10 protein-coding genes are annotated in these 13,512 nt (G+C 71.9%); 7 read left to right on the top strand and 3 right to left on the bottom strand.

What is annotated here, in order from left to right; genetic code table 11:
* The first annotated feature begins 2 nt into the window (after window positions 1–2).
* Window positions 3–830 (top strand): response regulator transcription factor, encoded by an 828-nt coding sequence (locus tag AB0I43_RS25570; RefSeq protein ID WP_357432701.1) that lies wholly within the window; start codon window positions 3–5, stop codon window positions 828–830.
* On the opposite strand, the gene AB0I43_RS25565 is transcribed toward AB0I43_RS25570, so the two are convergent.
* Window positions 827–2,485 carry a hypothetical protein gene (locus AB0I43_RS25565; protein WP_356974225.1) on the bottom strand — a complete coding sequence of 553 codons (1,659 nt, stop codon included), beginning with the start codon at window positions 2,483–2,485 and terminating at the stop codon, window positions 827–829. The genes AB0I43_RS25570 and AB0I43_RS25565 overlap by 4 nt on opposite strands.
* A 257-nt stretch (window positions 2,486–2,742) precedes the next feature.
* Here AB0I43_RS25565 and AB0I43_RS25560 point away from each other — a divergent pair, with 257 nt between their 5' ends.
* Entirely contained in the window at window positions 2,743–4,257 is a 1,515-nt protein-coding gene (locus AB0I43_RS25560) for an AMP-binding protein (protein ID WP_356974226.1), read from the top strand.
* A 22-nt stretch (window positions 4,258–4,279) separates the two neighbouring features.
* The gene (locus AB0I43_RS25555) at window positions 4,280–5,143 is read left to right on the top strand and encodes a LysR family transcriptional regulator (protein ID WP_356974227.1); all 864 of its coding nucleotides are present in this window, start codon (window positions 4,280–4,282) and stop codon (window positions 5,141–5,143) included.
* A 7-nt stretch (window positions 5,144–5,150) separates the two neighbouring features.
* Here the strand turns inward: AB0I43_RS25555 and AB0I43_RS25550 are convergent, their stop codons facing one another.
* Window positions 5,151–5,354, bottom strand: coding sequence for a hypothetical protein (locus AB0I43_RS25550; RefSeq protein WP_356974228.1), 204 nt, complete (start codon window positions 5,352–5,354; stop codon window positions 5,151–5,153).
* Window positions 5,355–5,568: 214 nt separating this feature from the next.
* On the opposite strand from AB0I43_RS25550, the gene AB0I43_RS25545 reads away from it, so the two are divergent.
* The 4 genes from AB0I43_RS25545 (at window position 5,569) to AB0I43_RS25530 (ending at window position 12,515) form a co-directional block, all read left to right on the top strand.
* Window positions 5,569–6,144: a molybdopterin-binding oxidoreductase gene (locus AB0I43_RS25545; RefSeq protein WP_356974229.1), complete on the top strand. Its 576-nt coding sequence runs from the start codon at window positions 5,569–5,571 to the stop codon at window positions 6,142–6,144.
* A gap of 204 nt (window positions 6,145–6,348) precedes the next feature.
* A complete protein-coding gene (locus tag AB0I43_RS25540; RefSeq protein WP_356974230.1) occupies window positions 6,349–7,137 on the top strand; it encodes an rRNA adenine N-6-methyltransferase family protein in 789 nt (262 codons plus the stop codon).
* 117 nt (window positions 7,138–7,254) lie between these two features.
* The gene (locus AB0I43_RS25535; protein ID WP_356974231.1) at window positions 7,255–11,151 is read left to right on the top strand and encodes an amino acid adenylation domain-containing protein; all 3,897 of its coding nucleotides are present in this window, start codon (window positions 7,255–7,257) and stop codon (window positions 11,149–11,151) included.
* On the top strand, window positions 11,148–12,515 hold the full coding sequence (locus AB0I43_RS25530) for an MFS transporter (RefSeq protein ID WP_356974232.1): 1,368 nt from the start codon (window positions 11,148–11,150) through the stop codon (window positions 12,513–12,515). The genes AB0I43_RS25535 and AB0I43_RS25530 overlap by 4 nt, the downstream gene beginning before the upstream one ends.
* Here the strand turns inward: AB0I43_RS25530 and AB0I43_RS25525 are convergent.
* Window positions 12,512–13,483, bottom strand: a complete 972-nt coding sequence (locus tag AB0I43_RS25525) for an alpha/beta hydrolase family protein (RefSeq protein ID WP_356974233.1) — start codon at window positions 13,481–13,483, stop codon at window positions 12,512–12,514. The genes AB0I43_RS25530 and AB0I43_RS25525 overlap by 4 nt on opposite strands.
* Window positions 13,484–13,512 lie beyond the last annotated feature (29 nt).

Here is a 13,512-nt window from a genome sequence, read left to right as displayed (position 1 = left end):
CGATGAGCATACGGTTCGACAGCATGGTCCCGATTCCCTCGAACCACCCGCTGCTGCGGCTGGTCTCCTCGCTCGTCCTCGCGATCACCGCGATGGCGCTGTCGGTGCCGGCCGCGCACGCGGATCCGCGCGCGCCCAGCTGCGCCGCAGGCGAACTGCCCGGCCCGCGCCCGCCCGCCGCGGGCACCGGTGCGACCGCGCCGATCACGGTGCTGCTGGCCGACGGCCAGGTGTTCTTCCGGCTCGGCATGCAGGCGGCGATCGCGGGCCAGCCGGATCTGGCCTGCGTCGCGGAGGTGGGCGACGGGGCGGCCGCGGTGGCCGAGATCCAGCGGCTGCGCCCGGATGTCGCGCTGGTCGACCTCGACCTGCCCGGACTGGACAGCGCGGCGCCGGCCGATTTCGCCGCCACCCGGGTGCTCGCGCTGGCGGGCGAGCACACCGACGAAAACCTCTATCGCGCGCTGCGTCTCGGCGCCGCCGGATTTCTCCCGCGCTCCGGCCCGGTGGACGGACTGCTCGCCGCCGTCCGGACCGCGGTGCACGGCACCGTACTGCTCGACCCGGCCCTGACCCGGCGGCTGGTCACTCGCCTGTCCGCCGGCGCCGACCCGTTCCCGGCGGCCCCCGAACTCGGCACGCTCACACCCCGCGAGCGTCAAGTGCTCGGACTGATCGCACACGGGAAGACGAACCCCGAGATCGCCCAGGCCCTCGGCATCGGCGAACAGACCGTCAAAACCCACGTCTCCCGGGTGCTCACCAAGCTCGGTGTGCGCGACCGCGTCCACGCCGCCGTGTACGCGCACACCCACCGGGTCGAAATCTAGTTCGCTCCGGCGATTTCGGCTCGGAAGGGCCCGCCGACACTGTTGAACAGCAGGTCACCGTCGGGCAGGCCCTCGACGATGGCATAGGCGCCGTTGCCGAGGTTGGACTGGCCGAAGATGGTGCGGTGCACGGTCTCTCCGGTCTTCCAGTCCAGGCCGGTGACCTCCCAGCCGTCGGCCTCGCTGTAGCCGTTGACGAAGACGATGCCGGTCGTGCTGGAGGTGGCGGGCACCATCGAGGTCGACACGACATCGCCGCGGGCCCACACCGAATTCCAGTGGTGCGCCGCGGAATCCCATTGGAAGCGCTGCACACCCCGCGGCGGGGTGGCGACCGGCCCGTTGGCGAGCACGTCGATCAGGCGGTCGGGCTCGCCACCGCCGCCGATGTTCTGCACGACGAACGCGCCGTCGCCCTGCACCACGACCGACTGCTCGGACTGGACGAACTTCGGCAGCGGCTCCGGCAGCCCGGCCGTGACCTGGATCTGATCGGCGATCCGGTTCGAGGCGGTGCCCGGTTTCTGGGTGAAGCCGCCGGGAATCTCGTTGCGCCAGAACGCGACCAGATGCATCTGATTCGCGCCGTCGGTGAGGACGACGAGCTCGTCGGAGGCGCCGTCGAAGCCGAGCAGCGTGGGCGTCGAGCCGGTCCCGGTGCCGAACTTCACCGCCGGCGGCTGTTCACCGGAGTCGTAGGGCGAGGACCAGGCGCCGTCGGCGGCGTCCGTCGACAGCTTCGAGCCGGTCCACACCACCTTGCGCATGAGCTTGTCGGAGGCGATGTAGATGCCGTTGTCGGCGTCGACCGCGATCGAGTTCGACACGGTCTCGTCCTCGCCGAAGCGGACCTGCTGCGGTTCGGCGTCCAGGTGCTCGCGATCGAAGGCCAGCAGTTCGCGCGAGGCGGCGACCAGCAGGTGGCCGTCGTAGGTCATGCCGACGCCGACCACGTTCTCCGGAATTCCGAGCGAGGTCGTTCCGGTGCCGAGGAACGGTTTCAGATCGACGTGCTGAACGACCTCCACGCCTTCCTCGGGCCTGTCCTGGTTCTTCAGCCCGAAGACGTACAGCTGGGAGTCGCTGGTCGTGTAGTAGACCCGGTTGTCCTTGTCGACCAGGCTGTAGACGCCGTTGGCGATGCGCTGCCAGGTGGCCCCGCCCCAGTCCTGGGCGACCGCGTTCTGGATCTGGGCGACATCGGTGAACCGCTGATTCAGCACGGTGTCGAGCTGCTGCGCGGAGATCGGGGGCACGCCCGGTGCGTCCAGGCCCGCGACTTCCCGGAAGCCGCCGTCGGACACGTCGACGTAGCGCACACCGGACGAGGACGAGACCCACCGGTAGTCCTCGTCGGTCGAGGCCAGGGTGATGATGTTGACCGGCCCGACCGGCACCCGCGGCATCCGCGCCGGATCGACGCGGAAGGTGCCGCGCGGGACGGGGTCGGTGAACGAGTCGGACTGGCCGGAGTCCAGATGCGTGATCGCGTACTTCTCCGCCGCCAGATACGGGTTGCGCGCGGGTCCCGCCGGAGCCGGACCGGTCGAGGAAGCCGAGCCGGTGGAATCCGCGGAATCGTCGCCACAGCCTGCCGAGATCAGCAGCACAGTCGACGCGATCGCCCCCGCCAGCCGATATCGCCGCTTCCGCACGAGTCACTCCTCACGATCGATGACGTCAGGAAAGAACCAGGTGAACAGCGCCTCGGCCGGAACCCGGGCCACGGGAAACTAGCACGCGCGTCCCGGCCCGGTGGGCGAAGGTTGCCAAAGCGTTGCCATCGGTGTTTGCCACTGCGCGGTGCGGCTCCGTGGCAGCCGGGAATCGCCGACTTCGGCGAAATCCGCGACCGAACCGCCTGCGCTACCGAAGAATCCACCCTGAGCGCCAACCCATTCGGAGGGACCCGATGCAGTTTCCACTCACCGTGAACGACTTCCTGGATCGCGCGTGCACCACCTATCCCGAGCGGGTGGCGATCGTCGACGAGCCCGAGCAACCGGCGGCGTCCTGGGGCGCGATCACCTATGCCGAGCTGGGGGCCCGGGCGCGGGCGCAGGCGGCGGCGCTGGACGCGCTGGGTGTGCGGGCGGGGGCGCGGGTGGCGGTGGTGTCGCAGAACAGCGCCCGGTTGCTGAGCTGCTTCTTCGGGGTCAGCGGTTGGGGGCGGGTGCTGGTGCCGGTCAACTTCCGGCTCGGCGCGGACGAGATCGCCTACATCGTGGAGCACTCCGGCGCGGAGGTGGTGCTGGTCGATCCGGCGCTGCAGCCCGCGCTCGATCGGCTGGACTGCCGATTCCGGTTCGTCTTCGGCGAGGACGACGACAAGATCTGGTCCGAGGCCGCCGAACCGCTTGCCTGGCACGAGATCTCGGAGATGGCGACCGCCACCATCAACTACACCTCCGGCACCACCGCCCGCCCCAAGGGGGTGGAGCTGACCCACCGCAACCTCTGGCTCAACGCCACCGTCTTCGGCTGGCACGCCGGAGTCGACGACCGCGACGTCTACCTGCACACGCTGCCGATGTTCCACGCCAACGGCTGGGGCCAGCCCTTCGCCGCCACCGCGATGGGCGTCGCGCAAGTGGTGATCCGGCAGATCGACGGGGCGGAGATCCTGCGCCGCGTCGCCGCGCACGGCGTCACCTACCTGTGTGCCGCGCCCGCGGTGATCAGCGCGGTGCTCGAAGCCGCGCGCACCTGGGACGGCCCCATCCCGGGCCGCGACCGCGTCCGCGCCATCGTCGCCGGCGCGCCCCCGCCGACGCGGGTGATCGAGCAGGTGCGCGCCGAACTCGGCTGGGAATTCATCCAGATCTACGGCCTCACCGAAACCGCTCCGCTGCTGACGATCTCGCGGATGCGCGCGGAATGGGACGAGCTGCCCGCGCCCGCCCAGGCTCGGCTGCTCGGCCGGGCCGGGACCCCGGCGCTGGGCGTGCGCCTCGACATCGACCCCACCGGCGAGGTGCTCGCGCGGTCCAACCACAACCTGCGCGGCTACTGGAACAATCCGGAGGCCACCGCGCAAGCGCTGGCGGGCGACTGGTTCCACACCGGCGACGGCGGCACCTTCGCCGACGGCTACCTCACGATCAGCGACCGGAAGAAGGACGTGATCATCACCGGCGGCGAGAACGTCTCCTCGATCGAGGTCGAGGACGTCCTGCTGCAGCACCCGGCGGTTCGCGAGGCCGCCGTCATCGGCATTCCGGACGAGAAGTGGGGTGAACTGGTGACCGCGCTGGTCGTGACCGGGGCCGAGGTGAGCGCGGCGGACCTGCTGGCGCACTGCCGCACCCAGCTGGCCGGCTACAAATGCCCCAAGCGCTTCGAGTTCCGGACCGAGCTGGCGCGCACGGCGACCGGCAAGCTGCAGAAGTTCAAACTCCGCGAACAGTTCGCCGCCGAAGGCGACTGACCGGCGGGACTACCATCGCGCCATGGAGTTCAGGCAGGTCGAGCACTTCCTGGCGGTCGCGCGGACCGGGAGCTTCACGGCCGCCGCCGCGCAGGTGCACGTGGTGCAGTCGGCGCTGAGCGCCTCGATCCGCAAACTCGAAAGCGAGCTCGGCGCACCGCTGTTCGAGCGCACCACCCGCCGGGTGATGCTGACCGAGGCGGGGCACGCGCTGTTGCCGCTGGCTCAGCGCATTCTCACCGATGTCGGCGCGGCCCGCGACGAGGTCGCCGCGATCGCCGAACTCACCCGCGGCCGGGTCGCCATCGGCACCATCCAGACCCTGACCGCCATCGACCTGCCCGCGCAGCTGGGGCGGTTCCGGCAGCGCTACCCCGGCGTGCACCTGCACGTGCGCGACGGCACGGTGCCCGCGCTGGCGGCGGCGGTCGGCAACGGCGAACTCGATCTGTCGTTCCTGGCCGGGGTGGAGCCACTGGCCGATGGCCTGATCAGCTTCAGTCACTGGAATCAGGAGCTCGTGCTGGTCTGCCCGCCGGGGCATCGGCTCGGCGCGCGGCGGCGGATCGCGCTGGACGAGCTGGCGGACGAACCGTTCCTGGTGTTCCGGCGCAGCGGCATCCAGGAGTTGCTCGAACAGCAGTGCGCCGCGGCCGGGGTGCGGCTGAATCCGGTGTGCGAGGCGACGCACGTGCCGCTGCTGTTCGAGCTGGTCGCGGCGGGCCTCGGGGTGACCGTGCTGCCGCGGCCGGTCGCCGAGCGGTCCGGACTGCCGTGCGCCGGGTTCGATCATCCCGGGTTCGAGCGCGAGATCCACCTCGCCGGGCGGGAACGGACGCCGTCGAATCCGGCCGCGCGCGCCCTGCTGGCGCATCTGCTCGGCTGACGGCGGTTCAGTCGCGCAGCCCCGCCCACAGCAGCGCCGCGGCCCCCGCCCCGGCGACGGCCGCCAGGATCGGATAGCCGCCCAGCGCGACGATCACCGCCAGGACCAGCGCATACACCCCGAACCGGCGGAACAGCCAGCCCGCGGCGGCGCGTTCCCCGGCCGCGCCGGGCTCGGCCTCCAGAGTCGACTCCCCGAATCTCTCCGCCATCAGCAGCCTCGATCCGTCGTCCGCGACCAACCGCGGAATCCAATCTATCCCTCGCAGTATTCGACCGGACCCCACCCTTCGTCCAACGCTCATAATCGCTCACATTGAGCGATTTGATCGATAAATCTCAGATGAGGTTCTGATGGCGAAAAACATCCGTGAATGCGTGAGTTAGACCTAGCAAAGTACCGATTATCAGCGAGAGGATGAGCGGGTGAACTCTTTCTCGTCGACACTCCGCACCGCGACCCACCGATCCCGGATCGCGGCGATCATCACCCTGACCTGCCTCGCACTCGTAACAGGCTGCGGCACAAACGATTCGAGCGACGCCACACCCTCGGTGACTCCGCAGAACGTTTCGGCCGTCGACGGCGTGCGGCTCGAAGGGGCGCTCGGCGCTCCGCAGGCGCTCACCCTCGACGCGCTGCGCGGGTTCGCTTCGCGATCCCAGCAGGTGTCCTTCGACTCCAGCGCGGGCCGCCAGACCCACAGCTACGACGGGCCGCTGCTGCTCGACGTGCTGAACACCGCGCAGCCGAAGGCCGATCCGGCCGCGAAGAACGGGCTGCTCCGCTTGGCGATCGTCGTGACGGGGGCGGACGGCTACAGCGCCACCCTCGCCTGGGCCGAGATCGCACCGGAATTCGCCGGGCAGCAGGTGCTGCTGGCGCTCAGCGAGGACGGCCGGCCGCTGGCCCGCCCCAGGCTCACCACCCCCGGAGACCGCAAGGGCGGGCGCTACATCTCGGAGGTCGTGCGCATCCGGGTCGTCGACGCCGCGAGGTAGCGCGCGTTAAATCGGTTGCGGGGCGGCGGCGGTCGTTTCTAGGGTGGCCACCATGTATTGCCGTGTCGCCCCGTACTTCATTCGTCTGCGCAGCGCTCGGGCTCTGGCCCGCTAGCGGACGCGGAGACGACTGCTTCGGCGTCCGCGAGCGCGCCCAGGGCCCTTCGAGATCCATTCACTCGAAGACCCGAAGGAGCAAGCGCTGTGGCGCAAGATTTCGCATACCGGAACTATTCTCATACGCAGGGCAAGGTCAAGAACGGCGGCGGCCGCGCGGCGCGGCAGCGGTCCGGGCCCGAACCGACCCGGCATGTCCTGATCGACCACGACGCCGCGGCGGCCGTGGTGGCGGTGGCCGATCCGCGCGGGCCGATCCTCGAACCCGAGGCGGGGCAGGGGCTGCTCACCCGGGCGCTGGCCCGCGGCGGAGCCGAGGTCACCGCCTTCGAGCAGGACCCGCTGCTGGCCGCCAAGCTGGGGGCGCACACCCGCGGAATCCGCGTGGTACGTGCCGATTTCGCCGGCGTCAAGGCGCCGCGCGCGGCGTTCGCGGTGGTCGGCGGACTCACCTCGGCACGCGTCGTGGACTGGTGCCTGGCCGCGGCCGCGCTCACCTCGGCGACGCTGGTGATCCAGGCGGCCGCGCTGTCGGGCGAGGGCCCCTGGGATCTCGCGACCGTCCGCAGCTGGCCGTGGTTCGACTGGCAAGCGCACGGAAACGTGGCGCGCACCGCGTTCCGGCCCGCGCTCGCCGGCGACGCCACGATCGTGCGGATCACCCGCCGAGCCGAACCGCTGGTGCGCGACGGCGACGCCTACCTGGCGATGATCCGGGCGGCTTTCGCCGGACCGGACACCGTGCACGCCGCCCTGGGCGTGAGCTACCCCGGCTTGGACGCGGCGCTGGCGGCGGCCGGAGTGGACGCCGCCGATCCGGCCGGCCGGGTGCATCCCGCCCGATGGGTGCGGCTGCACGAGCGGCTGAGCGCGTGAACGCGGGCGGGCCGCCCGATCCGGGGCGGCCCGCCGGGCCGGGTTCACGGTGGCCGCGCGCACGGTGCCGTATCTTTGCGCCAGCATTTGCCCTGCATTTGCCTGGTGCCAGGAGGCGTGTTGACGGTCGTCCCAGAAGCTGCGGTGTGCCCGAGTTATCCGCTGTCGCAAGCACAGTGGGCCTGGTGGCTGGCCCAGAAGCTGCATCCGCGGGTACCGGTCACGGTGGCGATGTACCTGGATGTCACCGGCGACCTCGACCTCGACCTGACCGAGCGGTGCGCCCGGCAGGCGGCCGCGGAACTCGGTGCGGCGCAGCTGCGCTTCCGGATCGTCGACGGCGCGCCCCGGCAATACCTCGATCCCGACGCGCGGTTGCGCCTCGAGGTCGAGGACCTGACCGCCGAGCCGGATCCGGTCGCCACCGCCCTGGACCGGATGGAACGCGACTACAGCACGCCCCTGGACCCGCTGGCCGACGAGCTGACCGTCGCCAGGTTCTACCTCGTGGGTCCGCGGCGGCGCCTGCTGTATCTGCGCAGCCATCACATCGTCCTCGACGGGGTCGGCGCGGCGGCCGTCCTGCGCCGCACCGCCGACCTCTGCCGGGCGGAGCCCACCGGCCCGCCGCCGGAGTCCGGCGCGCTGACGATCGCGCAGATCCTGGCCGACGAACGCGCCTACCGGGAATCGGCGCGTGCCCAGGACGACCGCGAATACTGGCGGGGCCAGCTCGCCGGAATGGGCGACCCGATCGGACTGGGCGGGCGACCGGCGCCGCCGACGGTCCGGCCGCACCACGTCACCGGCACGCTCGACGCCGCCACCGCGCGACTGCTCGCCGCGGCCAAAGCCCGCTACGGCGCGACCTTCCCCGAACTGGCGATCGCCGCCTTCGCCTGTTTCCTGGCGCGCATGACGGGCACCACCGAGGCCACCCTGACCATGCCCGTCGCCGCGCGGCCCACCGCCGCCCTGCGGCGATCGGGCGGCTCGATGTCGAATGTGGTGCCGCTGCGCATGACCGGGCTCGACACCGCCACCGTGGGCGCGGTCATCGCCCAGGTGCGCTCGAAGGTCATCGCCGCGTTGCGGCACCAGCGATTCCGGCACGAGGACATGCGGCGCGGGCACGAGGCGGTGGTCAGCGGTTTCGGCCCGGTGGTGAATCTGCTGGGCCTGGTGGAACCGCTGCGTCTCGGCGCGGCCGAGGGGCAGGCCCGGCTGCTCGCGCTGGGCCCGGTGCTGGACCTGCAGATCAACGGCTATCAGGCCGGGCCGGACGAGACCTCGGTCAGCCTGGACTTCCAGGCGAACCCGGCCCGCTACCGCTACGAGACGGTGCGCTGGCGGCACCGCATGTTCCTGGACTACTTCGCCCGCTTCCTCGCCGCCGACGCCGAATCCCCGGTCACAGCAGTGGAATCCGCGCCGGCCGCACCGGCCGTAGCGCCACCGGCCGGTCCGATCCGGACGCTGCCCGAGCTGTTGCGCGCGGATCTCGCGCCGGCGGCGGTCGCGGTGCGCTGCGGCGGCCGGAGCATGACCTACCGGGAACTGGACGCGGCGTCCGCGCGGTGGGCGCGCGTCCTGCTGGCGGGCGGCGCGGGGCCCGGCGCGTTCGTGGCGGTGGCCGTCGAGCGGTCGCTGGAGTCGGTCCTGGCGCTGTGGGCGGTGGCGCGGTCGGGCGCGTGTCTCGTGCCGCTCGATCCCGCCGACCCACTCCCCCGCAATGCCGCCGTGCTGGCGGGTTGCGGTGCGCGCCAAGGGTTGACGACGCAGGCCGCGTACCCGCGGCTGCCGCACGCCGACGTGCCCGGCATCGACTGGCTACTGCTCGACGATCCCGCACCGGCCGGGCGGTTCCCCGGCGACCCGATAGCGGAGGCCGAACCCCCCCGCCCGCTGCGGCCGGGCCATCCCGCCTATCTGATCCACACCTCCGGCACGACCGGACAGCCCAAGGGTGTTGTGGTCAGCCACCGCGGGCTCGGCTCGCTGACCGCCTATCTGCTCGAACACTATGGCATCGGCACTGATTCGGTGCTGCTGCACTCGCACACCTCGACCTTCGACGCGCACCTGCTGGAACTGCTGCCGGCCTTCGCGGCGGGGGCCCAGGTCGTGGTGGCCCCGCCGGCCGTGGTCGCGGGCGAGCCCCTGGCCCGGTTGATCCGCGACAGCGGCTGCACCCTGCTCCAGACCGCGCCCGCGGTGCTCGCCACGCTCGCGCCGGAAGCCGTTCCGGCGGTCCGGGTCGTGGCCATCGGCGGCGAAGCCTGCCCGGCGAAGGTGGTGGCGGAGTGGGCGCCGCGGGTGCGGCTCTACAACGGCTACGGGCCCACCGAGGTGACCGTGATGACCACCGAAACCGCGGCCATGACCGCCGACGAACCGGTGACGATCGGCGTTCCGCTGCCGGGAGTTCTTGCGGCGGTATTGGATACACGATTGACCCGGGTGCCCGACGGGGCCCGGGGCGAACTCTATCTCGGCGGCCTCGGCGTCGCGGACTACTACCTCGGCAACCCCGCCGCGACGGCCGCGCGGTTCGTCGCCGACCCGTTCGGTTCCGGCGGACGCCTCTACCGCACCGGCGATCAGGTCGCCGTCGGACCCGACGGCGGGTTCGCGTTCTTCGGCCGCCTGGACGGTCAGCTCGAATTGCACGGCCGCCGCATCGAACCGGCCGAGATCGAAGGCGCGCTGCTGGCCGAACCCGAGATCGCCTACGCGGTGGTGACCATCGCCGACGCCGGACAGCCCGAGGCGCGCCTGGTGGGCTACGTCGTCGCGACACCGGGCGGCCGGATCGACACGGCCGCCACGCTGCGGCGGTTGCGCGCCGAACTGCCGTCGGCCCTGGTGCCCTCCGCGCTGGTGCCGCTGGATCGAATTCCGGTCGCGGGCAACGGAAAAGTCGATCGTGCGAGTCTGCGCCCGCCCGTCGCGGTGCGCCGGCCCTACGCCGCGCCGCAGACCGAGCTGGAACGCCTGATCGCCGCGCGCTTCGCCGCCACCCTCGACCGCGACGCGGTCGGCCTGGACGACGACTTCTTCGAGCTCGGCGGCAATTCCCTGCTGGGCGTGGTCGTTTCGGCCGCCCTGGAGGAAGCCACCGGCGCGCCCGTGACGGTGCGCTGGCTCTACACCAGCTCCACCGTGCGCCTGCTCGCCGAGGCGATCGCGAACTACGACCCGGCCGGCGCCGCCGACGACGACGCGCTCGGCGCGCTGCTGGTGCTGCGGCGCGGCGGCTCCCGGCCGCCGCTGTTCTGCGTGCACTCGGCGGTGCCGCTGGCGTGGTGCTATGCCGGGCTGGCCCGCTACCTGACCGATCGCCCGATCTACGGGTTGCAGGCGCCGGTGCTCGCCACGGGCGTGGATTCCGCCGCGACCGTGGACACGCTCGTCGACAGCTACATCGACACGATGCTCGGCGTGCAGCCCGAGGGCCCCTATCACCTGCTCGGCTGGTCGCTCGGCGGCCAGCTGGCGCACGCCATCGCCGTGCGGCTGCGTGAGCGCGGCGCGACGGTGGCGGTGCTGGCCATGCTGGACAGCGTCGTCATTCCCGCCGGAGCCGAGCCGCCGGCCGCGCCGCGCATGCGCGACCTGCTCACCCATCTGCTCGGCGACGAACCCGAGGACGCGGACGCGGCGCCGGAGATCACCGCCGCCGAAGCCGCCGCCGAGCTGGCGGTCGCGGGCGCGTCCTTCGGCACCGGGCTCTCGGCCGGGCAGCTCGAGCGGCTGCATCGCGGATACGTCAGCGGCGTCCTGCTCGCGCACGGCTACCGCCCTGCGGTGTACGACGGTGACCTGCTGTACTTTTCGGCGACCCGGGGCATCACCGAGTCCTTCGACGCGCAGATGTGGCGGCCGTATGTCACCGGCGCGCTGATCGAGCATCCGGTCGCGGCGACGCACGCGCAGATGACCAACAGCGAGGTGGTCGCCGTCATCGGCCCGATCCTGGACGGGCATCTGGCGCAGGCCGCCGGGGCCCGGTGAGCGAGGAGCGCGCCGCGTGGCTGTCGTTCACCGGCTGCTTGATCGCGGTGTTCATGCAGATGATCGATGGCACCATCGTCATCACGGCGCTGCCCAGCATCACCGCGGATCTGGCGGCGTCGCCGCGGGCGCAGCTGCTGGTGGTCTCCGGCTACGCGCTGGCCTTCGCCTGCACCCTGCTCACCGCCGCCCGGATCGGCCAGCTGATCGGGCGGCGCACCATGTTCCTGGCCGCGGTGACGGTGTTCACGGCGGCCTCCGTGTGGTGCGGGATCTCCTCCAGCGCAACCGAACTCGTGCTCGCCCGGGTGGTGCAGGGCAGCGCCGCGGCGGGGATGGCCGCGCAGACCATCGCCATCGCCACGGCCGGTTTCCCGCGGCACCGGCACCCGCGGGTGTTCGCGATCTACGGGGCGATGGCCGGGTTCGCGGGCGCGCTCGGACCGATGCTCGGCGGCGCGCTGGTCATGGCCGACGTCTTCGGGCTCGGCTGGCACGCGGTGTTCCTGATCAACCTGCCGCTCGGGCTGATCGCCATCGCGCTGGTGCTGCGGTATCTGCGGCCCGGGCGGCCGGAGCGGCGCGAGTGGCTCGACCTGGCCGGCGCCGGGCTGTCGACGGCGAGCCTGTTCGCACTGCTCTACGCGCTCACCGATATTCAGCAGCACGGCTGGCGGCCCGGACCCGTGGCGCTGATCGCGGGCGCGCTCGCCGGCGGCGCGGTGTTCGTCGCTCAGCAGCGCCGGGGGCGCGCGCCGCTGGCGCGGTTCGATCTGTTCACGGATCGGCGGTTCGCGGTCGGGTCGGCGCTGCTGACCGTGTTCTTCGGGTTGTTCACGGCGTTCGTGTTCGCGGTCTCGGTCACCGTGCAGGAGGTCCTGGGGTTCTCGCCGTGGCGCACGGGCCTGCTGATGACCCCGTTCGCGGTCGGCGCGTGCGCCGGGGCGCTGCTGTCGCCGATGCTGGTGCGACGCTGGGGAGTTCGCGCGCTGGTCGCCGGGATCACGATGTTCGGACTGTGGGTGGGGGCCGGTGCGGGCTATCTGGCCGTTACCGGCGGCGCGGTGTCGGTCGCGCTGGTGCTCGGGCCGGTGCTGCTGGCGGGAATGAGCGTCGGCGTGTTCTGCGTTCCGCTGCAGCCGATCATGCTGTCCGGGCTGGAGCAGCCGCAGATGGAGGCGGCCTCGGGGCTGCTGCCCACCCTCGAGCAGATCGGCAACGCGCTGGGGCTCGCGCTGCTGTGCGCGGTGTTCTTTCGCGCGCACACGCTGGCGGGCAGTGTGACGATGTTCGCGGCGCTGGCCGCCGTCGCGCTGGGACTGGGCCTGCTGACCCGTGCGCTGCCGGAATCGGCCGCGCGCTAGACGCCGAGCGCGGCGGCGAACACCGGCCACGAATCGTGCAGATCGTCCTGCCAGTACGGCCAGGCGTGGGTGCCGTTGCGCAGCACCACCGTCGCCGGGATACCGAGTTGGGCGAGCCGGTCGGTCAGGGCCGTCGCACACCCGCGCACGAAAGTCTCCATCCCGCCGCCCACCAGCATGCGATCGGCCAGCCGACCCGCGTCGCCGCCGATGGTCGGGTCGGCGAGGGTCTCGTGCACGCCCGCCGCGCCGTTGCCGGCCGAGATGTAGAGCGCGACGCCGCGCAGCAGCTCGGCGTTGCGCACCGGATCGTGCGCGGCCCAGGCCGGATTGTCCGGGCCTCCCCACATATTGGTGGCGTTGGCGCCGTAGAGGCCCAGCTGGTAGTGCACGTAGGCGCGCGCCATCGGATCCTCGGTGCGCGGGCAGCCGCTGTAGGCGCCCACCGCCTGATACCGGCCGGGCGCTTCGATGGCGAGGTTGAGCGCGGAGGTCGCCGACATCGAGGTTCCGGCGACGGCGTTGCGGCCGGTCATGCCGAACTGGTTCTCCAGCAGCGGGGGCAACTCGTCGATGAGAAAGGTCGACCACTTGGCCCGGCCGATCGTCGGATCGTCGGCCAGCCAATCGGTGTAATAGGACGCGCGACCGCCGATCGGCTGCACCACGTTCACCGGTTTGTCGGCGAAGAACCGCGCCGCGTCGGTGCGCTGGGTCCACGGGCCGCCGGTCTCACCGCCGTCCACCGCGTTCAGCAGATACAGCGCGGGCGCGGGACCACCCGGATGCGACACCCACACCGGGATCGGGCGACCCATGGCCGCCGAGTAGACCACGACCTCGAACTCGCGCCCCCCGAGCGGGCGCACCTCGAGGATCGCGGAGCCGGGATCGGCCGTCGCCGGCGGCGGGAACAGCACGGCGGAGGCAGCGAGCACGGCGAGCAGGCAGCGCGGGAGCCGGGGCATGCTCGGAGTATGCCCCGCCGATCCCCGAT

This window comes from Nocardia sp. NPDC050435 (genome assembly GCF_040655395.1).
In the GTDB taxonomy this organism is placed as follows: Bacteria; Actinomycetota; Actinomycetes; order Mycobacteriales; family Mycobacteriaceae; genus Nocardia.
Note: the sequence above shows the minus strand (reverse complement) of the source record. Positions and strands in the feature narration are given on the sequence as shown.